Genomic DNA, 21,367 nt, shown 5'->3' with positions numbered 1-21,367 from the left:
CAGGCCGGTCAGGCGCCCGGGTCGCGGGTGAGGCCCAGGCGGGTGCGGAGGGGGATGCGTTCGTCCGTGGCGACCGCCGCCGCGCCCATCGTCACCGTCTCGTAGACGGCCAGGATGTCCGCGCCGACCGTGGACCAGTCGAACCGGCGCACGTGCGCCGAGCCGTGCTCCGACAGGGCCGTCCTGCGGGCCGGGTCGCGGAGCAGGGCGATCGCGCCGGCCGCCAGCGCGTCGGCGTCCTCGTTGGCGAACAGTTCGCCGGCCGCGCCCTGGTCCAGGACCTGCGCGAAGGCGTCGAGGTCGGAGGCGAGCACGGCCGCGCCCGCCGACAGCGCCTCGACCAGGATGATGCCGAAGCTCTCGCCGCCGGTGTTGGGGGCGACGTACACGTCCACACTGCGCAGCAGCCGGGCCTTGTCCTCGTCCGAGACCATGCCCAGGAACTCCACCCGGGAGCGGAGGTCCGCGGGGAGGGAGGCGACCGCCTCCTCCTCGTCGCCGCGGCCCGCGACCAGCAGCCGGACGTCCGGGCAGGCCTCCGCGATCTTGGGGAAGGCCGCCATGAGCACCGGCAGGCCCTTGCGGGGCTCGTCGATGCGGCCGATGAAGCCGAGGGTCCGGCCGGTCCAGGCGGGATTCGGCTCCGCGGACGCGAAGAAGTCCACGTCGACGCCGTTGGGGATGACCACGGCGTCGCCGCCCAGGTGTTCCACCAGGGTGCGCCGCGCGTACTCGCTGACCGCGATCCGCGCGCTGATCTTCTCCAGCGCCGGCTGAAGGATCGGGTACGCGGCGATCATCGCCCGCGAGCGCGGGTTCGAGGTGTGGAAGGTGGCCACGATCGGGCCCTGGGCCGCCCAGCAGGACAGCAGCCCCAGGGAGGGCGAGGCCGGCTCGTGGATGTGGATCACGTCGAAGGTGCCGTCGTGCAGCCAGCGCCGCACCCGGGCGGCGGACAGGAAGCCGAAGTTCAGCCGGGCCACCGAGCCGTTGTACGGCACCGGCACGGCCCGGCCGGCCGAGACCACGTACGGCGGCAGCGGGGTCTCGTCGTCGGCCGGGGCGAGGACGGACACCTCGTGGCCCAGCCCGATCAGGTGCTCGGCCAGGTCCCGGATGTGGAACTGGACCCCGCCGGGGACGTCCCAGGAGTAGGGGCAGACGATGCCGATCCTCATGCCCCCGCCTCCGCTGCGTCGCGCGGCTCCAGGTCGTCCAGCCACAGCCGCTGCAGCATGTGCCAGTCCTCGGGGTGCTCGGCGATGCCGCCCGCGAACGCGTCGGCCACGGCCTGGGTCATGACGGCGGTCTTCTCCGCGCGGGTGCCGGTCTCGGGCACCTCCACCGGCGGATGGATGCGGCCGTACATCCGGGGCGTGTCCCCGTACCAGAGGGTGGCGGGCAGCAGCACCGCCCCGGTCTGCACGGCGAGCAGGGCCGGCCCGGCCGGCATCCGGGCGGTGGCGCCGAAGAACTCCACCTCGACCCCGGAGGCGGACAGGTCCCGGTCGGCGACCAGGCAGATCAGGCCGCCCGCGCGCAGCCGCCGGGCGAGGACGCCGAAGGCGGCGCCGCCGTTGTGCGGCAGGACCTCCATGCCCAGGCTCTCCCGGTAGGCCACGAACCGGTCGAAGAGGCTTTCCGGCTTGAGCCGCTCGGCGACCGTCGTGAAGGGCAGTCCGAGGTGCGTGGTGGCCCAGGCGCCCGCAAGATCCCAGTTGGCCAGGTGCGGCAGGGCGACGATCACTCCGCGGCCGGAGGCGAGGGCCTCCCGCAGGATGTGGTCGTCCTCTATCCGCACGTCCCGGCCGAAGCGCTCCTTGGGCACGGCCGGCAGGCGGAACGCTTCCATCCAGTAGCGCATGTACGAGCGCATGCCCGCCCGGGACAGCTCGCGCAGCCGGGCCTCGCCCGCGTCCGGCACCACCCGGGCCAGGTTCGACTCCAGCCGCAGCACGCTCGTGCCGCGCCGCTTCCACACGTAGTCGGCGATCCGCCGGCCCAGTGCGACGGCGGCCGGCTCGGGCAGCTTCTTCACCCCGGCCCAGCCGGCCCCGTACAGCCCGTCGGTCAGCCGGTCCCGCAGTGAGCCCATCAGACAGCGCCGCTCTCGGAGGATTCGGAGGAAGAAGCAGGGGAATCGGGGGAAGCGGGGGAATCGGGGGAACCTGAGGAACCGGGGGAAGCGGGGGAATCCGGCGACGCCTGGGCGTCCGCCTCCGCCGCCTCCCGGCGTACGGTCACCACCCGCTGGATCAGGGTCACCAGCGAGCCGGCGGCCACGATCCACAGGGCGATCGGCAGCAGCACCCCGATCCAGGAGGGCACCCCGAAGGTCTCCAGCCCGGCCAGACCGGCGGCGACCAGCGAGATCACCAGCCGCTCGGCCCGCTCGATGAGGCCGTTGACGGCGACCGGCAGGCCGATCGATTCGCCCCGGGCCTTGGTGTACGAGACGACCTGGCCGCTGGCCAGGCAGAAGATCGCCACCGCGCACAGCACGTTGTCGTTGCCGCCGCCCGCGTACCAGAGGGCCAGTCCGCCGAAGATCGCGGCGTCCGCGACCCGGTCCAGGGTGGAGTCCAGGAAGGCGCCCCACCGGCTGGACACGCCGGCCTGGCGGGCCATGTTCCCGTCCACCAGGTCGGAGAAGACGAAGGCGGTGATGGTGATCGTGCCCCAGAAGAATTCGCCGCGGGGGAAGAAGACCAGCGCTCCGGTCACCACTCCGGCCGTGCCGATCAGGGTGACCGCATCCGGGCTCACCCCCCGCCGGAGCAGAAATGCGGCGAACGGCGTGAGGACACGCGTGAAGAATGCACGCGCGTACTTGTTCAGCATGGCTTTCCCGGAGGGTCGCTGGGCCGCACGGCCACCTCGGCCACCGGCTGGCCCATCGTAGCCAGCGCCCAGGGCGGCCGACGCCGCGCACCCACCGTTGTGTCACTTACGTATGGACGGTGGGTGACACCGGTGCAAAGCTTCAATGACTCCATCCTCCTCACCGTCGCACCGGGAGGCACGAGCAACATGGGCGACAAATCACACACGCAACAGCCCGGAGCCGCCGGCAGGGCACTGGCGGCCGACCGGCCCTCCTCCGTACGGAACGTGGTGCTGGTCGGCCACAGCGGTGCCGGAAAGACCAGCCTGGTCGAAGCCCTGGCCCTCACCTCGGGGGCTGTGAACCGGGCCGGACGGGTCGAGGACGGCGGGACCGTCTCCGACTACGACGAGATCGAGCACCGCCAGCAGCGCTCGGTCCAGCTCTCGCTCGTCCCGGTCGAATGGGGCGGAATCAAGATCAACATCCTGGACACCCCCGGATACGCCGACTTCGTCGGGGAACTCAGGGCCGGTCTGCGCGCCGCGGACGCGGCCCTTTTCGTCGTCTCCGCGGCCGACGGGGTCGACGGGGCCACCCGCATGGTCTGGGAGGAATGCCAGGCCGTCGGGATGCCCCGGGCCATCGTCGTCACCCATTTGGAGGCATCCCGGGCCGATTATGCGCAGATGACCGCGGTCTGCGGCGAGATCTTCGGCGCCGACGACCCCGACGCCGTCGTTCCCCTCTACCTGCCGCTGTACGGACCGGCCGGTCCGGACGGCCACTCCCCCGTGGCCGGGCTGCTCGGCCTACTCTCCCGCCGGGTGTACGACTACACCTCCGGGGAACGCGTCGAACGCGACCCGGACCCCGCCGAGCTCGCCCTCATCTCCGACGCCCGCAACCGGCTCATCGAGGGGATCATCGCCGAGAGCGAGGACGAGTCCCTGATGGACCGCTACGTCGGCGGCGAGGACATCGACGTCAAGACCCTGATCGACGATCTGGAGCGGGCCGTCGCCCGCGGCACCTTCCACCCCGTGCTGATGGCCGCCCCGGCCGCCGACGGGGCCCGCCAGGGCCTGGGCACCGTGGAACTCCTCGAGCTGATCACCGGTGGCTTCCCCACCCCGCTGGAACGCGCCCCGGTCACCGTCACCACCCCCGACGGGGTGCCCCGCCCCGAGGTCACCTGCGACCCCGACGGCCCACTGCTCGCGGAGGTCGTCAAGACCTCCTCCGACCCCTACGTCGGCCGGGTCTCGCTGGTCCGGGTCTTCTCCGGCACCCTGCGGCCCGACCAGACCGTCCACGTCTCCGGCCACGGGCTGGAAGACCGGGGCCACGAGGACCACGACGTCGACGAACGCATCGGCGCCCTCACCGCCCCCTTCGGCAAACAGCAGCGCACCCTCACCCGCGCCATCGCCGGCGACCTGGCCTGCGTGGCCAAACTCACCCGCGCCGAGACCGGCGACACCCTGTCCGCCAAGGACGACCCGCTCCTGATGGAGCCCTGGGTGATGCCCGACCCGCTGCTCCCCCTCGCCATCGAGGCCCACAGCAAGGCCGACGAGGACAAGCTGTCCCAGGGGCTGGCGCGGCTGGTCGCCGAGGACCCCACCATGCGGCTGGAACAGAACCAGCACACCCACCAGGTGGTCCTGTGGTGCCTGGGCGAGGCCCACCAGGACGTCGCCCTGGAACGCCTCCGCACCCGGTACGGGGTCCAGGTCGACCCCGTGCCCCACAAGGTCAGCCTGCGCGAGACCTTCGGCGACCGGGCCACCGGGCGCGGCCGGCACGTCAAACAGTCCGGCGGCCACGGCCAGTACGCCATCTGCGAGATCGAGGTCGAACCGCTGCCGCCCGGCAGCGGCATCGAGTTCGTCGACAAGGTGGTCGGCGGGGCCGTCCCGCGCCAGTTCATCCCGTCCGTGGAGAAGGGCGTACGGAGCCAGGCGGCCCGCGGGGTCGCGGCCGGCTACCCGCTGGTCGACGTACGGATCATCCTCCGCGACGGCAAGGCGCACTCGGTGGACTCCTCCGACGCCGCCTTCCAGACCGCCGGCGCCCTGGCCCTGCGCGAGGCGGCCGCCGAGGCCCGGATCCACCTCCTCGAACCGGTCGCCGAACTGACCGTACTGATCGCGGACGAGTACGTCGGGCCGGTCATGAGCGATCTGGCCGGGCGCCGCGGCCGGGTCGTCGGCACCGAGCAGGCCGGGCCCGGCCGCACCCTGGTGCGTGCCGAGATCCCGGAGATCGAGATCGACCGGTACGCGGTGGATCTGCGCTCGGTGTCGCACGGAACCGGCCGTTTCAACCGCAGTTATGCGCGGCACGAGCCGATGCCCCCGCAGCTGGCCGACAAGATTCGCGAACAGGCGGAGAGGGGAACCTAGTTGTCATAGCGTGTGACCGGCCGCCCACCCAACGCGCTTGCGGTGGGCGGCATTTCCCTGTCCCATAGGCCCTGGGGCAGGGACAACACGGCACAGCACGGCACAACACGGCACGACGATGGGGGCGGCAGCGGTGGCGGACGACGGTTTCGACTTCAGGCCCGGAGCGCAGATCCCGCTCCAGGGGGCAGGCGGCCAGACCGCGGCGACCAACGCGCTCGCCTCCGCCGCGTACCGGGACAGCCCGCTCGACGACATCCTCAAGGCGAACAACGAGTACCACGAGTCCACCATCAAGGCCGGCCGCTCCTGGGCCACCATTTTCAAGCCGAATCTGGGCGAGGCCTTCAGCCGCGCGGTGGAGGCCCGGATGCTCGGGGCCGCGCGCAAGCCGCTGATCCAGTCCTTCGGCGCCGACCCGCAGACCGTGGTCGAGCACTGCCTGGCCGCCAGCCGGCTCCGCAAGGAACGCGACTCCAGGCTGCGCCTGATCACCCTGGTGTTCGGGGTGCTGTTCCTGCCCGGCATGCTGCTGTGGCTGGCCCTGTTCCAGATCCGCAAGATGCTCGCCGGCAGCGAGAACAGGCACACCTCCTGGCTGGGCACGACCGTGCTGGTCATCATCGGCCTGGGGGTGGCGGTCCTGATGTTCAAGCTGCCCTACACCGGCTTCTGGGCGTACTACCTGCGCGGCATGATCATCGCTCCGGTGGTCGGCTGGTTCCTGGCCCGCCGGCTCTGCGAGGCCACCGCCGTCGACATGCGTTCCCGCTGGGACGGCCTGCTCGCCGGCGACGGCATCGGCGCCAAGATCCCCGAGGCGGTCCCCGGCAACCCCGGTGACAAGTCCGCGGAAGACCTCCGCCACCAGCTGGCCAAGCTCACTGCGGAGGACCGCAGCAACTCCGTCTTCTACGCCGGTCCCAAGGGCATCCTCGGCATGGGCACCCGCTGGGGCAGCTGGCAGCTGGCGGAGGAGCTCGCCCCGCGGGTCGAGGGCACCGAGATCCACCCCTTCCGCAGCTGGGACGTGATCCGCGCCATCCACGACCAGCTCCGCCTGATCGAACGCGGCCCGCTGCACACGGGCGGCTTCCCCACCCCGGAGATCAAGCACTGGATCGTCACCCCGGTCGGCGAGGGCGCCAAGGAAGTGGCCCGGCCCAGCGGCACGGACGTGGACGCCTTCCAGGTCAAGGCGCACGAGATAACCCGGATCTGCAACGAGCAGCAGTTCAGCGCCGGCAACCGGCACTACCTGGGCATCCAGTGGCCGCTGTGGGACGGCCAGCTGGTGATCACCATGATGGTCACCGTGACCGTGCTCTACCAGACCCTCCGGGTGGAGGTCACCGGCCACGCACTGGGCCCGGTGCACGGCCTGTTCACGACCAAGTCCGAGCCGAAGAAGATCGAGGTCGCCAAGACCCTCCGGTTCTGGGAGACCACCGAGCGCATGCTGCCGGTCTGCGACACCTCCGAGGTGGTCCGCCTCATGGTCCGCGCCCCGCTCACCTGGTACCCGCCCGTCCTCGACTGGCTCGGCGGCAAGCTGATCCTGCCCGAACCCTTCGGCGCCCGGCACGTCTGGGCGGGCTCGATGTGGCGGCACCGCTTCATGGCGGACGACGCGATGCGCGCCGCCACCCCGGTCCTGCGCGTGGTGCACGCCGCCGCGATGCGGGTCCTGGAGGAGAACGGCTGCGACATCGACCGCTTCTCCAACCGCTCGATGATCCTCAGCGGCATGGTCCAGGAAGCGGCCCCGCGCAAGGCGGACGTCTACGACGCGTAAGGAGATGCCGGTCGCTCGCCAATCGTTTCTGCAGGAAAACGCGCCCTCCATCTGATGGAAACCCGTCAAGCCCGCGTGGCTCCGCGTCGATTGAGCTAACACCTCAACAGATGCAGGACCCCACGTAAGGCGGTCCATATGGCTGACAAGCCCACGGATGACGCGAGGGCACACACCTCGCGGGAGAACCAGGAATCGTCGGACGAGGAGGAGTCGTCGCAACGGGGCCGCCTGGGGCCCTTCCTCCGCAACGTCGGCAAGAAGACCCCGGTGTGGGCCTCACGCAGGGAGATGGGTCCATGGGAGCAGAAGGAGGCGCTGCTCGCGCGGATCGGCGAGCTGGAGCCGATCCTCGCGGCGGCTGAAAGTCACGCGCTACTGGATCCCGACCGGCGCGAGGTGGCACCGCTCTACGCCGCACGGGCCCGCCAGGAACTGAAGATCGCCACAGCGGTACTCGAGCACCACACCCATGCCCTCATGAGGCGCGCTTCCCACCTGGGGGTGGCGCAGTCACATGTCGACACCGCGCTCAACCTCATGATCTGGATGGCTTCGGGAGACGACATCAAGGCGCTGCTCCCCCAGATGCTCAGCCTGATCGATGATCAGTTCGACAGCGGAGATGCGCAGCGCATTCGGGCCACGGAGATCGCGCACGCCCTCCGGGAGGACGGCAGCCCGCTCACCACCAGCGACCGGGCCTTCCTCGCCGAGACGGTCAGTCTCGCGCGACGCCTCCTGCGCAAGGAGACGCTCCGCGTACGGAGCTTCGTACGCATCGTCCTGGCCGTCGCCTGGGGGCTGCTCATCGCGGCGGTCGTCCTGGCGGTCCTCGGGTTCAGGTGGGGAGACCTGGTCCCGCTGTGTTTCATCCCGGAGAACGGGGGGCGGTACCAGATCGTCTGCCCGACCATGAGTCGCCTCGCGGTCCGCCCCGCGCCTATGGTTCCAGATACGTACTTGCTCAAGGACGCCGCGCAGGTCCAGGACTATCTCGTCGTCGAGATCATCGGTGCCCTGTCCGCCTCCGTCGCCGCCGCAGCCGCCCTGCGCCGCATCAGAGGCACGTCACTGCCGTACAACGTGCCCGTGGCCCTCGCCTTCCTGAAATTGCCGATGGGCGCATTGACCGCGCCCCTCGGGCTGCTGCTCATGCGAGGCGGCTTCATTCCCGGGCTCAGCGCTCTCGACTCCTCGGCCCAGATCATCGCCTGGGCCATCGTCTTCGGCTATTCCCAACAGCTCTTCACCAAGTTCGTCGACACCCAGGGCCAAGCACTCATGGATGCCGTGCACGGCCACCAGCACCAGACGACTTCGCATCCCTGACCCGGGAGGGCGGCGGACCTGTGGGCCCGCTAGCCCTCCGGCCAGGCGTCGGACAGCATCTGGCGGGTTTCTGCGAGCAGCTGGGGGAGGACGCGGGTGTGGCCGACGATGGGCATGAAGTTCGTGTCGCCGCCCCAGCGGGGGACGATGTGCTGGTGCAGGTGCGCGGCGATGCCGGCGCCGGCCGCGCTGCCCTGGTTCATGCCGATGTTGAAGCCGTGCGCGCCGGAGGCCTTGCGGAGCGCGATCATGGCCCGCTTGGTGAGGTCGGCGAGCTCGGCGGTCTCCGGAACGTCCAGGTCGGTGTAGTCGGCGACGTGGCGGTACGGGACGACCATCAGGTGCCCGCCGTTGTACGGGTAGAGGTTCAGCACCGCGTAGACGTGCTTGCCACGGGCCACGACCAGGCCGTCCTCGTCCGACATCTCCGGAATCCCGCAGAAGGGACAGCCGTCCCCGGCCTCCGGGCCGGTCGGCTTGTTCTCGCCCTGGATGTAGGCCATCCGATGAGGGGTCCACAGACGCTGGAACCCGTCATGCGTGCCAACGCCGTTCTGCTGCTCCGGCTCACTCGTCATGGGAAGCAGCATATGACCTTGCCGGTCGGTACGGATAAGGCCCCCGGGAAGTGATCGCTTCCCGAGGGCCCGGCCCGTGTGCGCGGGGGCGGATCACACCTGAACGCGGCGCTCCACCACGTCGGCGAGCTTCGCCAGCGCCTGGTCGCGCGGGACGCCGTTCTCCTGCGAACCGTCGCGGTAGCGGAAGGAGACGGTGCCCGCGGCCATGTCCTCGTCACCGACGATGATCATGAAGGGGACCTTCTGCTTCTGCTGGTTGCGGATCTTCTTCTGCATCCGGTCGGAGGAGGCGTCGACCTCGACCCGCAGGCCCTTCTTCTTCGCCTCGGCGGCGAACTCCTGCAGGTACTCGACGTGCGCGTCGCCGATCGGGATGCCGACCGCCTGGACGGGGGCCAGCCACGGCGGCATGGCGCCCGCGTAGTGCTCCAGCAGCACCGCGAAGAACCGCTCGATCGAGCCGAACAGTGCACGGTGGATCATGACCGGGCGCTGGCGCGACCCGTCCGGGCCGGTGTACTCGAGGTCGAAGCGCTCGGGCAGGTTGAAGTCCAGCTGCACGGTCGACATCTGCCAGGTACGGCCGATGGCGTCGCGCGCCTGCACCGAGATCTTCGGGCCGTAGAAGGCCGCGCCGCCCGGGTCGGGGGTCAGCGGGAGGCCCTGCTTCTCGGCCACCTGCTGGAGGACCGCGGTGGCCTCCTCCCACGCCTCGTCGGTGCCGACGTACTTCTCCGGGTCCTTGGTGGACAGCTCGAGGTAGAAGTCGGTCAGACCGTAGTCGCGGAGCAGGTTCAGCACGAAGGTGAGCGTGCGGTCCAGCTCCTCCGCCATCTGCTCACGGGTGCAGTAGATGTGCGCGTCGTCCTGGGTGAAGCCCCGGGCCCGGGTCAGGCCGTGCACGACGCCCGACTTCTCGTACCGGTAGACCGTGCCGAACTCGAACAGGCGCAGCGGGAGTTCGCGGTAGGAGCGGCCGCGCGCGTCGAAGATCAGGTTGTGCATCGGGCAGTTCATGGGCTTGAGGTAGTAGTCGGTACCACCGTCGAGCTGCATGGGGGGGTACATGCCCTCCGCGTACCAGTCCAGGTGGCCGCTCTTCTCGAAGAGGGCGCCCTTGGTGGCGTGCGGGGAGTAGACGAACTCGTAGCCCTCCTCCTCGTGCCGGCGGCGCGAGTAGTCCTCCATGGTGCGGCGGATGATGCCGCCCTTGGGGTGGAAGACGGCGAGGCCGGAGCCGATCTCGTCCGGGATGGAGAAGAGGTCCAGCTCGTTGCCGAGCCGGCGGTGGTCGCGCTTCTCGGCCTCGGCGAGGAAGTCGAGGTGGGCCTTCAGCTCCTCCTTCGACGGCCAGGCGGTGCCGTAGATGCGCTGGAGCATCGGGTTCTTCTCGCTGCCGCGCCAGTAGGCGGCCGCGTTGCGCATCAGCTTGAACGCCGGGATGTTCCGGGTGGTGGGCAGGTGCGGACCGCGGCACAGGTCCTTCCAGCACAGGTCGCCGGTCTTCGCGTCCAGGTTGTCGTAGATGGTCAGCTCGCCGCCGCCCACCTCTACGTTCGCGCCGTCGTCGGTCGACGCGGAGCCCTTGATGCCGATGAGCTCCAGCTTGTACGGCTCGTCCGCGAGCTCCTCGCGCGCGGCCTCGTCCGTCACCACTCGGCGGGCGAACTTCTGTCCCCGCTTCTGGATCTCCTGCATCTTCTTCTCGATGGCCTTCAGGTCATCGGGGGTGAAGGGCTTGGCGACGTCGAAGTCGTAGTAGAAGCCGTCCCGGACCGGCGGGCCGATGCCCAGCTTGGCCTCCGGGAAGAGCTCCTGCACGGCCTGTGCCATGACGTGCGCGGTGGAGTGGCGGAGGATGTCCAGGCCGTCCGGGGAGGAGATCTCCACCGGCTCGACGCTCTCGCCGTCCTTCACCTCGTACGCGAGGTCCTTGAGCTCGCCCGCGACGCGCGCCGCGATGACGGTGCGTTCACCGGAGAAGAGGTCCGCTGCCGTAGTGCCCGTAGTCACCACGCGCTCTTCCCGCTCGGAATCGCGTTGGATGATCACACGGACGTCTGACACCGGTCTCTCCTGCCTGAAAGGGTGCGCGAGCGGACACTGCGCGCGCCTGAATCGTACCGAGCGGGGCGGGCCGTCCGCTAAACGGTTACCGGTGGGCCCCGATCGCGGCGAGAGTTGGGTCCGTACGGAGCCCGCAGACACCGGACCCTGGAGGGGACGCTCCCATGCCCGAACCGCTGGTACGCCCGCTGGACCTCGACGACGACGCGGTCGCGGAGGCCGTGCACCGCCTGGGGCGGGCGTCCTACGCCGTGGAGGCGGAACTGATCGGCTTCGACGGGATCCCGGGGCTGCGGGAGAGCCTGGCCGAGCTGCGGGCGCGGCCGCTGCGCTGGGTGGGGGCGGCCGACGCGGAGGGCGGGCTCACGGGCTTCCTGGCCTGGGAGGAACCGGCGGCCGGCGGCCCGGCCCGGATCGACCGGCTGTGCGTGGACCCGGCCTGGTTCCGCAAGGGCATCGGGGCGCAGCTGGTCCGGTACTTCCTGGCGGAAGTGGCGGTCGGACGGGCCGGCGAGGTGACCACGGGTGCGGCGAACGGGCCGGCGGTCGCCCTGTACGAGCGGCTGGGGTTCGTCCGGGGCGAGGACTTCGAGCCGGTGCCGGGGCTGCGGATGGCCTCCTTCCGCAGACCGGGGGTCCCGGCCCGGCTGGCGCCGCTGCTGGAGCAGTTCGGCCACGCGAGCGAGCGGCTGCTGGCGCGGTTGTCCCTCCCGGTCCGGGACAGCGGCAACGGGACGGAGGTCGGGAACGCGCCGATGACCGATGCCGAGTATCTGTGGGAGCCGGTGCCGGGGTGCTGGTCGGTACGCCGGCACTCCGACGGGCCCGGCCCGCGGGCGACCCTGCTGTCCGGCCGCGGCGCCTGGGGCCGGGACACCGCCCCGGCCCCGCACCCGGAGCCGCCGCCGTTCACCACCATCGCCTGGCGGCTGAGCCACCTCACCGAGATGCTCACCCTGCGCGCGGACCACACGGACGGGAGCCGGTCGCTGACCCGGGAGGAGTTCGAGACGCCCGGGGACGCGGCCGGGGCGGTCGCGGCGTACGAGCGGGCCGCGGCGGCCTGGCGGGGGGTGCTGCTGCGGGCGGACGAGGTGGCGCTGGACACGGTGGGGTACAGCGCGTACCCGTACGGGAGCGATCCTGAGGACCTGTTCATCGACACCGTGTGGTGGGTGAACCAGGAGGTCCTCCACCACGGCGCCGAAATCGCCCTCCTCCGCGACCTCTACACCCACACGCTCCCCCGCCCTTCGGCTTAGCAGCAGTTCCAGCCTCGCCGGGGCTTGGCACTTCCAGCCCCTCCGGCGTTTGAGGAGCGGGGTCTGGGGCGGAGCCCCAGTTCGGGAAGGGGCGGGTAGGGGAACAGCTCCGCGCAGCGGCCCCCACCCCCGCCCCGGCTTCGCAGCGGGTCCGGGCCCGGGTGCGGCGCCGTTGCCGGGGGCCAGCCCCCGGACCCCCGCGCCTCAAACGCCGGCGAGGCTGGAGATGCCCGGCGGGGCTGGAGGGGGCCCGGCGGGGCTGGAGGGGGCCCGGCGGGGCTGGAGGGGGCCCGGCGGGGCTGGAGGGGGCCCGGCGGGACTGGAGGGGGCCCGGCGGGACTGGAATTGCCGCTGCGCGGCAACCAGCCAGCAGGGGCCCGGGGGCCGGGAGCTCCACCCGCGACAAGGCTGGCGATGCCGGCCAAGGCGAGGTCAGTCGTCCGGGTGGTCGTCGTCGAGGGACTTCAGGAGGCGGTCCCGTTCGACCTCGTCCAGCGGCACCGGGCTCACCTCCCCCACATCCGTCAGCCGCCGAAACCCACCCCTCCCCTGCAACCGCCCACTCACCCTTATCGGCACCCCCACCAGATGCGCATGCCCCGCCACCCGGTACGACTCCTCGTCCAGGACCGCCCGGACGTACGGGATCTCCGCCCCGGACAGCACGCGCAGCCGGACCGTGCCGCCGCCCCCCGGCGCCGACCTCCGCATCCGGACCACCGCGCCCGCCAGCCGCACCGGGACCGCCGGTTCGTCGCGGGTGTAGCGGGCGGCCGCCTCGCGCAGGGCGGGGAGGTCGCCCGGGGAGAACTCGACGGGCTCGGGGCGGGCCGCGCAGCCTGCCGGGACGCCGGCCGCGGGGGCCCAGGCCAGCGAGACCGCCGCCCCCTCCGAGCCGTGCACCAACGCGATCAGCGCGTCCGCCAGCTCCCGGCTGACCCCGGCCGCGACGGCCGCGTCGAAGGCCTCCATGCCGCCGGTGGCCCGCCGGTAGTCCACCGCCTCGCGGGCCGCGTGCAGCGCGTGGTGCAGCCGGGTGACCATGCCCCGGCCCCCGTCCACCGGCACGTACGCGGTCAGCCGGCGGCCACCCGGCGCCGGGCCCACCAGCACCGCGTCCAGGGCCCGTTCGGCCTGGGCGCGGTGCCGGGCGCCGTAGTAGCCGGCCCGGGCCCGGTCGGCGAGTGCCCCGGCGAGCAGCAGCTGCCGTGCGGCCGACCGGAGTTGTTCCTGCACGGTCCAGCCCGCCTCGCCCTCCGGGGCCGTGTCGCGGGCCCAGCGGATCTCGTCGCTCGGCACGGTCAGCCCGTACAGCACTTCGCGGGCCGAGGTCGTCCCGCTGCGGGTGAGGGCGGTGAGCGCCTCCTCCAGCAGGTCGGTGCAGTCCGGGAAGCCCCGGTTCTCGGGCAGCAGGAGGCTGGTGCCGGGCCGGCCGCCGGGCGGTGTCCAGCGCCCGTACCGGCCGGGCTCGCCGCCGCGCCGCTGCCAGCCGTGCCGGTGCAGCAGGGCGGCGAGGACGGCCGGATCGACCTGTCCGGGGTCGGGGCGGGACCCGACCGGGTCCAGGTCCGGGGTGTCGGGTGCGCGGGGTTCGAGGTGCGGCGAATGCCAGTGCATCAGGGTGTCCCTCCCGACCCGACCCGGGTCATGATCTCGCAGAGCGCCCGGTCGTCGAAGATCCGCGTGGTGGGGATCCGGACGGTGGTGCGGCGCCGGCCGGTCACGGGGTGACCGGCGAGGTTGGTCCAGTAGCAGCAGTGCCGCAGGTCGAGCCCGTCGTGTCCGGCGCTCAGCCAGTCCCGGCGCTCCCGCGGTACGAGCATCACCACGAGGATCTTGTGGACGGCGACCGGTGTCCGGGCCAGCTTCACCAGGTGTTCGTTGTCGAGGGTGAAGGCGAAGGTCGGCCCGGGGGGCCGGGCCGCGACCTGGTAGGTGGCCTTCAGCTGCACCTTGATGGTCACCTCGTCGTCGACGGTGTGCTCGGCCGCGCCGTGGCTGACGTGCCAGTCGATGCCGTTGTCCGGAAAGGGCTGGGAGAGCGAGCAGCCGGCCGCGGCCGCGACGGCGTGCAGATAGCCCACCTGGAGGGTTTCCATGCAGGCGGTGGTGGCGAGGCTGCCGCGCAGCACCTCACCCGGCTCGGGATGCGCGAGCGCCATGGCTCCCCATGCCTTCCAGGCTCGTCTGGCCGGATCGTGACGACCGCTCACCTGTACGGTCCCCCAAGGGTGTTGTTGCCGTGACCGGCGCGCGGCAAACGGCGTACGGGGCAAAGCAGCCGGGTATCACGGTCTCGGGCAGGCCTCGCCTGCCGTTCGGGGACGAGGAGTTCGCCATGACGCGCTGGTATGAGGGCCCGCTGGCCGCATTCGATACGGAGACCACCGGGGTGGACGTCGAGGAGGACCGCATCGTGTCCGCCGCGATCGTCGTCCAGGAGTGTGCGGGCGGCCGGGCCCGGGCGACCCGTTGGCTGGTCAATCCCGGTGTCCCGGTGCCGCCGGGCGCCACGGAAGTGCACGGTCTGACCGATGAGCACCTTCAGCGCAACGGGCGCTGGCCGGCTCCGGTGGTGGAGGAGATAGCCCGGACGCTGGCGGAGCAGCAGGTGGCGGGGCGGCCGGTGGTGGTGATGAACGCGCCGTTCGATCTGACGCTGCTGGACCGGGAGTTGCGTCGGCACCGGGCCTCCTCGCTGAGCCGGTACCTGGACAACCGGCCGTTGACGGTGCTGGATCCGCGGGTGCTGGACAAGCATCTGGACCGCTACCGCAAGGGGCGGCGGACGCTGACGGACCTGTGTGCGCACTACGGGATAGAGCTGGCGGAGGCGCATGACGCGGCGGCGGACGCGCTGGCCTCGCTGGAGGTGGTCCGGGCGGTGGGGCGGCGGTTCGCGGCCCGGCTGGAGCGGCTGAGTCCGGCGGAGCTGCACACCCTGCAGGCGGTGTGGCACGCGGCACAGGCGCGCGGGCTTCAGGCCTGGTTCGCCCGCAACGGTTCGGAGGAGGCGGTGGATCCGCACTGGCCGGTGCGGCCGGAGCTGTCCACGGCGGCGTGAGCCCGCACTCGGGTCCGGGTACGAAAAAGCCGGTCCGTCTGAGACGGACCGGCTTCTCCCGGTGGGCGATACTGGGATCGAACCAGTGACCCCTTCGGTGTGAACGAAGTGCTCTCCCGCTGAGCTAATCGCCCGGGAACGCACTGAACAATACAGGCCCGGTGGGGGTTCGTTCAAACCGCTTCCAGGTAGGCGGCGAGACCGCGCCTTCCGGAGCGCATCATCAGGGCGTGGTTGAGCCGGAACAGGGGCCTGCCGGGGACCGCGAGGCGTCGCATCAGCGGATTGCGGACGACGACCTCCTGTTCGTAGACGGCCCGGGTGCGGTCGGCGCCGAGAGCCGTGAGGGTCCATCGCGCCCAGCCTTCGAGATCTCCGCCGAGGGTGACCTCCAGCACCCGGTGGGCGGGGTCGGCCAGCCGGTGGGCGGCGGTGACATGGAGGTCGTACGGCAGGAGGGACCGGAACACCGCGGTGCCGGCCCGTTCGTCGGCGGGGTCGGGGGTCACCTTCCGGATCTGCGGCCACCAGAGCGGGTAGTCGGCGGGGCGTTCCAGGACCGCGTACACCCGGGCGGGCGGGGCGGCGAGCTCCCAGACGCTGCGGAAGTGGTAGTGACTCCAGTCCACGGGCCGGTCTTCCTGTTGTACGGGTACGGAGATGAGTATGCGTACCCATGTGCCCGGCGCGTGACCGGCACCACACTGCGAACCATGGAAAACGCCCTGCCGCCGGCCGAGGAGCTGCTGCTCGTCGACCGTGAACTGGCTCAACTCGATGCCCGCCGTACCTTCTTGCTGGGCCGCCGGTCCTGGCTGCTGGGGCAGCTGCAGGCCGCCGCCGCGCAGCCGTGGGCCCACCCGGCCCGGCCGTGGTCTCCGCCGGCCCGTCCCGCCGAGGCCTCGGCGCCCGGCGCCCAGAACGTGCTGCTGACCCTGGGCGCGGTGCTTCTGGGGGTGGCGGCGCTGGCGTTCACGCTGGTGAGCTGGGGGTCGATGGGTATCGGGGGCCGGGCGGCGGTGCTGGCCGTGGTGACGGCGGCCGCGCTGGCGGCGCCGGCGCTGCTGCTGCACCGGGGTCTGGGTTCCACCGCCGAGTCGGTGGCGGCGGTGGGGCTCACGCTGACCGTGCTGGACGCCTATGCGCTGTACGCGGTGGGTCTGCCGGACGCGGACGGCACGGCGTACGCGGCGTGGGCGGCGGGGCTGCTGGCGGCGGTGTGGGCGGGGTACGGGCTGGGGCTGCGGAAGCTGCGGATGCCGCTGCCCGCCGCGGTGCTGGCCGCGCAGCTGCCTTTGCCGCTGGCGGCGCTGGCCTCGGAGGCGGGGCCGACCGGGGTGGGCTGGGCGCTGCTGGTGACGGCGGGGCTGGATGCGCTGCTGGTCCTGTGGGGGCGGGCGGGGTCGGTGCCGGCCTGGTTCGCGGGGGTGTCGGGTGCGGTGCTGGGGTCGGGGGCGCTGCTGACCGGGCTGGCGGCGGTCCTGGCGGCCGGGACACGGTCGGAGACGCCGGCGCCGGCGGGTCTGCTGGCAGTGGGCGCGGCCGGGTGTGTGGCGGTGGCGTGGAGGGGCTCGGGGGCTTCGCCGGTCGTGGGGCGGGTGCTCGCGGCGGTCGGCGGCTGCGCGGCGGTGGGGGCGGCCGGTGGCGTGCTCCGGCCGGCGCCGGACTCGGACTGGCTGGTGGTGGTCTACCTGCTGGTGGCGCTGCCGCTGCTCGCGGCGGTGCGCGCGCCGGGCTGGCCGCGTCCGGTGCGGCAGGGCCTGACGGCGGCGGGTGCGGGGGTCGCGGCGCTGTCGGTGGTGGCGGTGCTGCCGGCGGCCGGGCTGGCGCTCACGTCCCGCCTGGGGGTGCTGGGCGAGGTGTGGGCGGGTTCGGAGCCGGCGGTCGAGGTGGTCTGGCCGGGTGCGGCTGTTCCGGTGGTGCTGCTGCTGGTGGCGGCCGCGGGCGGGTGGCTGGACCGGGTGCTGCGCCGGCCGGGGCCGCGGGAAGCGGCGGTGGCTGCGGGGTGGGCCGGGCTGTTCCTGGCGCCGATGGTGCTGGAGCTGCCGGGGCCGGCGGTGTTGGCGGTCCAGGTCGTGGTGACGTGGGCGGCGGTGGCCTTGGCGCTGCGGTGGGGCGGGCGGGCCGCGGGAGTGGTGGCGGCGGTGTGCGCCCTGCTGGGGGCGGCCTCCGTGTCGGCGGCCGCGCTGGACGGCCGGGCGGCGACCTTCGCGGTGTTCGGGCTGCTGGGGGCGGTGTTCGCGGCGGGGGCGGGGTACCGGTCCGCGCCGTACCCGGTGCGGGCGGGAGCCGCCGTGGTGGCGGTCGGGTACGCGACTGGGCTGCTGGTGGCGCTGGCCGCGGTGCTGGAGCTGCCGGTGCACCGGTGGGGCCTGCTGGTGCTGGCCGTGCCTGCGGTGGTGGCGGTCCGGCCGCCGCGGGAGGCGGGTGCGGTGCCGCGGGTGCCGGTGGAGATCGCTGCGGCGGTGGCGGGCGCGCTCGCGGTGGCTCTGGCCGCCGGGGAGCCGGCTTGGCTGGCGCTGCTGCTGGCGCTGGCCGGGGTGGTGTGTGCGGGCGCGGCGGTACGGCCGGAGCGGCGCCGGGTGGGCCTGGCCGCCGGGGGGCTGTTCCTGGCGGCGACCTGGGTGCGGCTGGCCGCGTCGGGGGTGAGCGTCCCGGAGGCGTACACGCTGCCGGTGACGGTGCCCGCGCTGGCCGTCGGGTGGCTGCGGCGGCGTCGCGACCCGCAGGCCTCGTCCTGGGCGGCGTACGGGCCCGGTCTGGCGGCCACCCTGCTGCCGAGCCTGGTCGCGGCCTGGGGCGACGGGCACTGGCTGCGGCCGCTGCTGCTGGGGCTGGGCGCGCTGGGGGTGACCCTGGCCGGGGCGCACCGCCGGCTGCAGGCTCCGCTGCTGCTGGGCGGGGCGGTGCTGGTGCTGGTCGCGCTGCACGAGCTGATGCCGTACGTGGTCCAGGTGGTCGGCGCGCTGCCCCGCTGGCTGCCGCCGGCCCTGGCGGGTCTGCTGCTGCTGGCGGTGGGGGCGACGTACGAGAAGCGGCTGCGGGACGCGCGGCGGCTCCGGGAGGCGATCGGACGCCTGCGGTAGGCCGGGCTCGGGGGGCTTCCGGGGGGCCTCCGGGGGCGCGCTCCGGTGCCCCGGCCCCCGGGAACGCCGAAGGCCCGGAGACTTCGATGAAGTCTCCGGGCCTTCGTCCGGGTGGGCGATACTGGGTTCGAACCAGTGACCTCTTCGGTGTGAACGAAGCGCTCTCCCACTGAGCTAATCGCCCGGGCGCACCGCAAACATTACCCCATGTCAGCGGTGCTCTTGACCATCACCGACCGGCCGGCGCCGGGTCACTGCTCCTTGATGTTCCAGGGCATGGTCATGCCGTACTTCCAGAAGTAGAAGCCGATCAGTGCGCCGGCGATCACCAGCCCGGTGGTGGTCAGGATGATGTTGCGGCGGCGGACCTTGGGATCGAGCGCCTTCTGGGCGGCCTCGGAGACCTTGCGCTTCGTCCAGGCGAGGACCACGTGGGCCCAGGCGAACTCGGTGGCCCAGATCGCCAGGCCGGCGAAGATCGCGACCCAGCCGGGGCCGGGCAGCACCAGCATGGCGACACCGGCTCCGATGACGGCCAGGCCGACGATGAACACGCCGACCTGCCAGCTCAGGTGCAGGCCCCTGCGGGCCTTGATGAACGCCGGCGCCTTCGAGACGTGGGGCAGCGGCTGCGGCTGCTCCGACTCGGGCGTTTCGGCGGTCTTGTCTTCGTCACTCCCCGTATTCATGAGCCTGAATCTACCGGAGCCGAAAGCACACGTGAATGAGCGTTTCGATCCGCCGTCCGAGGGACCCGAAGGTCCGCAAAACGGTCAGAGGGGTTTACAACGGCACCGTAGGTGGCATGTCGATTTCGCCGACGTGCGAATCCCCGAGCGCACACTGAGCGAAAGGCCCTGGCGCTTATGAACACCACGGTCAGCTGCGAGCTGCACCTGCGCCTCGTTGTGTCGAGCGAGTCTTCTCTGCCTGTTCCCGCGGGCCTGCGGTATGACACGGCCGACCCCTACGCCGTGCACGCCACCTTCCACACCGGCGCCGAGGAGACGGTCGAATGGGTATTCGCCCGCGACCTCCTCGCGGAGGGCCTGCACCGGCCCACCGGTACCGGAGACGTCCGGGTCTGGCCGTCCCGTAGCCACGGTCAGGGCGTCGTCTGCATCGCCCTGAGCTCACCGGAGGGAGAAGCCCTGCTCGAAGCACCCGCCCGAGCACTCGAGTCGTTCCTGAAGCGGACCGACGCCGCGGTTCCACCAGGAACCGAGCATCGGCACTTCGACCTCGACAAGGAGCTCTCCCACATCCTGGCTGAAAGCTGAGAGGCACCAGCCAGCCCGACCGCCGTTCGACACCGTCCGACTCGGGGCGACGGTGCGGAACGGACAGCCACATATGGCATGACCGGCGCTGTTCCCGCGGAAGCCGTCCGCGGGAACAGCGCCGGTGCGGTTTTCGCACGAAGCGCTAGAGTCAGCCACGTGCAGATTCCCCACGACACCCGCCGCGCGCTCGAGGTAGTCGTCGCCCTGGTGAACACCGCGCCCGAGGGCAACGAGCCGGACGGGCTGTCGGACGTCGGAGCTCTGCGGACCTTCGTCAACGAGTACTCGATCAGCGACGTCGGCGATCTCGGCGCCCGCGACCTCGCCGGCGTGCGCACCGTACGCGGCAAGTTCGCGCAGGTCTTCGCCGCACCGAACGCCCAGGCGGCCGCCACGCTCGTCAACGAGCTGGTGGCCACGGCCGGCACCACCCCCCAGCTGACCGACCACGACGGCTACGACTGGCACGTGCACTACTTCGCGCCGGGCGCCTCGGTCGGGGACCACCTGGCGGCGGACGGCGGCATGGCGCTGGCCTTCATCGTGGTCTCCGGCGAGCAGGAACGGTTGCGCCGCTGCGAGGCACCGGACTGCCGACGCGCCTTCGTGGATCTGTCCCGGAACCGGTCCCGGCGCTACTGCGACAGCCGGACCTGCGGAAACCGGCTGCACGTCGCCGCGTACCGGGCGCGCCGCAAGGAAGCCGCGGAATAACCCGGCGGGCCTTGGGCCACTGCGGTCCCTGGGGTCACAGTACGAACAGATCGTGCACGGCGGCGAGCAGCAGCAGGGTGCCGATCACCGCCAGGAAGATCATCAGCGGCGGCTGGGAGAGCGCGAAGAGACAGCCGCGCGGCTCCTCGGCGGCGGCGGAGACGGGGACCCGTCCCGGCGGCTCGCCCTGCGTTGTGTCGAGCATGTCGGGGCGATGATGGCGCAGCCGGCCCCGGTTCGCCCTTCAACACGCCCGCGTTTGTGCGGGAGTTCGTCAGATTCCGTGCTTTTTCAGAATCGCTTCGATGTCGGAGAAGTCGTCCCCGCCGGCGGCCGGGCTCGCGGTCGGGCCCGCCTTCGGCTTGGCGCCCGCGCCGAGCGAGGGCGCGGAGGCGGCCGGGGCGACGGCCTCCGGGCCGGTCGTCTTGCCGCCCCGTACCCTCTTCGCCGCCTTGCCGCCCTGCTCGCCGCCCGTACCCAGCCGGCGGCGCTCCACCGTGCGGGTGGTCGTGAACAGCAGCCAGGCCAGGCCCAGCAGCCCGAAGCCCACCCAGACCGACGGCTTGAAGACGATCCCGGTCAGCCACTCGACCACGCCGGTCATCACCAGGCCAACCGGCACCAGGGAGTACGCGGCGATCCGGGTCGCGGAGAGGAAGCGCCTGCGGTACGCGGTCAGCGCGGCGATGCCCAGGCCGGCCGCGGACACCGCGGAACATATGGTCTCGGCAAGCATGCGGTCCTCCAGCCCTGGGGGGTTCGTCACTGTCCATCCTGCCCCGGGGCGGGCGGTCCGGGCCATGCGCTCGCGGGATCCCGGACGGATCTCCGGGAGATCTCCGGGTTCCGGCTCCTCCCTAGTAGTGCTTTGTTAGCTGGTCTTGTCACGGTCGGTGTTCGGTAGTTCGCTACTTGTATGAGGGCTGGGGAGCTTGCTGCGTGTCGGGGCCG

Annotated in this window: 19 protein-coding genes, 2 tRNA genes and 1 pseudogene; 9 read left to right on the top strand and 13 right to left on the bottom strand. The window is 72.1% G+C overall.

The features are described 5' to 3' along the window. Positions 1-8: 8 nt before the first annotated feature. From AB0447_RS30115 to pgsA, 3 genes are read right to left on the bottom strand one after another with little or no spacing between them, the layout of a single operon-like run. Positions 9-1,178 (bottom strand): glycosyltransferase family 4 protein, encoded by a 1,170-nt coding sequence (locus AB0447_RS30115; protein WP_366479993.1) that lies wholly within the window; start codon positions 1,176-1,178, stop codon positions 9-11. Further along, complete coding sequence (locus tag AB0447_RS30110) at positions 1,175-2,095, bottom strand: phosphatidylinositol mannoside acyltransferase (RefSeq protein WP_366479992.1); 921 nt, start codon at positions 2,093-2,095, stop codon at positions 1,175-1,177. Before AB0447_RS30110 ends, AB0447_RS30115 begins: the two co-directional genes overlap by 4 nt. Next, entirely contained in the window at positions 2,095-2,841 is a 747-nt protein-coding gene (pgsA, locus tag AB0447_RS30105; RefSeq protein ID WP_366479991.1) for a phosphatidylinositol phosphate synthase, read from the bottom strand. The genes AB0447_RS30110 and pgsA overlap by 1 nt, the downstream gene beginning before the upstream one ends. Positions 2,842-3,030: 189 nt before the next feature. Between pgsA and AB0447_RS30100 the strand changes: the two genes are divergently transcribed. The 3 genes from AB0447_RS30100 (at position 3,031) to AB0447_RS30090 (ending at position 8,359) form a co-directional block, all read left to right on the top strand. After that, positions 3,031-5,232 (top strand): elongation factor G-like protein EF-G2, encoded by a 2,202-nt coding sequence (locus AB0447_RS30100; protein ID WP_366479990.1) that lies wholly within the window; start codon positions 3,031-3,033, stop codon positions 5,230-5,232. 118 nt (positions 5,233-5,350) lie between these two features. Next, complete coding sequence (locus AB0447_RS30095) at positions 5,351-7,027, top strand: hypothetical protein (RefSeq protein WP_366479989.1); 1,677 nt, start codon at positions 5,351-5,353, stop codon at positions 7,025-7,027. A 138-nt stretch (positions 7,028-7,165) separates the two neighbouring features. Continuing rightward, entirely contained in the window at positions 7,166-8,359 is a 1,194-nt protein-coding gene (locus AB0447_RS30090; RefSeq protein ID WP_366479988.1) for a hypothetical protein, read from the top strand. A gap of 29 nt (positions 8,360-8,388) precedes the next feature. Here AB0447_RS30090 and AB0447_RS30085 read toward each other — a convergent pair whose 3' ends face one another. Both AB0447_RS30085 and thrS read right to left on the bottom strand, forming a co-directional pair. Further along, positions 8,389-8,949, bottom strand: a complete 561-nt coding sequence (locus tag AB0447_RS30085; protein WP_366479987.1) for an HIT domain-containing protein — start codon at positions 8,947-8,949, stop codon at positions 8,389-8,391. An 81-nt stretch (positions 8,950-9,030) separates the two neighbouring features. Next, positions 9,031-11,007, bottom strand: coding sequence for a threonine--tRNA ligase (gene thrS / locus AB0447_RS30080; protein ID WP_366479986.1), 1,977 nt, complete (start codon positions 11,005-11,007; stop codon positions 9,031-9,033). Positions 11,008-11,171: 164 nt separating this feature from the next. Between thrS and AB0447_RS30075 the strand changes: the two are divergent. Both AB0447_RS30075 and AB0447_RS30070 read left to right on the top strand, forming a co-directional pair. Further along, a pseudogene (locus AB0447_RS30075) lies at positions 11,172-11,609 on the top strand (GNAT family N-acetyltransferase); the annotation flags it as partial. A 9-nt stretch (positions 11,610-11,618) separates the two neighbouring features. Then, a complete protein-coding gene (locus AB0447_RS30070) occupies positions 11,619-12,269 on the top strand; it encodes a DinB family protein (protein WP_366480028.1) in 651 nt (216 codons plus the stop codon). Between the two features lie 432 nt (positions 12,270-12,701). Here AB0447_RS30070 and AB0447_RS30065 read toward each other — a convergent pair whose 3' ends face one another. Further along, positions 12,702-13,886: a hypothetical protein gene (locus AB0447_RS30065; protein ID WP_366479985.1), complete on the bottom strand. Its 1,185-nt coding sequence runs from the start codon at positions 13,884-13,886 to the stop codon at positions 12,702-12,704. Then, positions 13,886-14,431, bottom strand: a complete 546-nt coding sequence (locus AB0447_RS30060; protein WP_366479984.1) for a DUF4365 domain-containing protein — start codon at positions 14,429-14,431, stop codon at positions 13,886-13,888. The genes AB0447_RS30065 and AB0447_RS30060 overlap by 1 nt, the downstream gene beginning before the upstream one ends. Before the next feature lie 176 nt (positions 14,432-14,607). On the opposite strand from AB0447_RS30060, the gene AB0447_RS30055 reads away from it, so the two are divergent. Next, a complete protein-coding gene (locus tag AB0447_RS30055) occupies positions 14,608-15,333 on the top strand; it encodes a 3'-5' exonuclease (protein ID WP_366479983.1) in 726 nt (241 codons plus the stop codon). Positions 15,334-15,395: 62 nt separating this feature from the next. Here AB0447_RS30055 and AB0447_RS30050 read toward each other — a convergent pair. Beyond that, positions 15,396-15,467: transfer RNA gene (locus AB0447_RS30050), tRNA-Val, on the bottom strand. A 39-nt stretch (positions 15,468-15,506) separates the two neighbouring features. Beyond that, entirely contained in the window at positions 15,507-15,962 is a 456-nt protein-coding gene (locus tag AB0447_RS30045) for an SRPBCC family protein (protein ID WP_366479982.1), read from the bottom strand. Between the two features lie 84 nt (positions 15,963-16,046). Between AB0447_RS30045 and AB0447_RS30040 the strand changes: the two genes are divergently transcribed. Then, the gene (locus tag AB0447_RS30040; RefSeq protein ID WP_366479981.1) at positions 16,047-18,419 is read left to right on the top strand and encodes a hypothetical protein; all 2,373 of its coding nucleotides are present in this window, start codon (positions 16,047-16,049) and stop codon (positions 18,417-18,419) included. Positions 18,420-18,531: 112 nt separating this feature from the next. Here the strand turns inward: AB0447_RS30040 and AB0447_RS30035 are convergent. Both AB0447_RS30035 and AB0447_RS30030 read right to left on the bottom strand, forming a co-directional pair. Continuing rightward, positions 18,532-18,603, bottom strand: a tRNA-Val gene (locus AB0447_RS30035). 67 nt (positions 18,604-18,670) lie between these two features. Then, positions 18,671-19,108: a TIGR02611 family protein gene (locus AB0447_RS30030; protein WP_366479980.1), complete on the bottom strand. Its 438-nt coding sequence runs from the start codon at positions 19,106-19,108 to the stop codon at positions 18,671-18,673. Positions 19,109-19,285: 177 nt separating this feature from the next. Between AB0447_RS30030 and AB0447_RS30025 the strand changes: the two genes are divergently transcribed. Then, positions 19,286-19,699, top strand: coding sequence for an SsgA family sporulation/cell division regulator (locus AB0447_RS30025; protein ID WP_030011909.1), 414 nt, complete (start codon positions 19,286-19,288; stop codon positions 19,697-19,699). A gap of 159 nt (positions 19,700-19,858) precedes the next feature. Further along, the gene (locus tag AB0447_RS30020) at positions 19,859-20,416 is read left to right on the top strand and encodes a CGNR zinc finger domain-containing protein (protein WP_366479979.1); all 558 of its coding nucleotides are present in this window, start codon (positions 19,859-19,861) and stop codon (positions 20,414-20,416) included. Positions 20,417-20,450: 34 nt separating this feature from the next. Here AB0447_RS30020 and AB0447_RS30015 read toward each other — a convergent pair whose 3' ends face one another. Both AB0447_RS30015 and AB0447_RS30010 read right to left on the bottom strand, forming a co-directional pair. Then, positions 20,451-20,621, bottom strand: a complete 171-nt coding sequence (locus AB0447_RS30015; RefSeq protein WP_366479978.1) for a hypothetical protein — start codon at positions 20,619-20,621, stop codon at positions 20,451-20,453. Positions 20,622-20,690: 69 nt separating this feature from the next. Next, positions 20,691-21,152: a hypothetical protein gene (locus tag AB0447_RS30010; RefSeq protein WP_366480027.1), complete on the bottom strand. Its 462-nt coding sequence runs from the start codon at positions 21,150-21,152 to the stop codon at positions 20,691-20,693. Positions 21,153-21,367: the final 215 nt, after the last annotated feature.

The organism is Streptomyces sp. NPDC051211, assembly GCF_040689505.1.
Lineage (GTDB): Bacteria > Actinomycetota > Actinomycetes > Streptomycetales > Streptomycetaceae > Streptomyces.
This window is presented reverse-complemented; position numbering and strand designations above follow the sequence as displayed.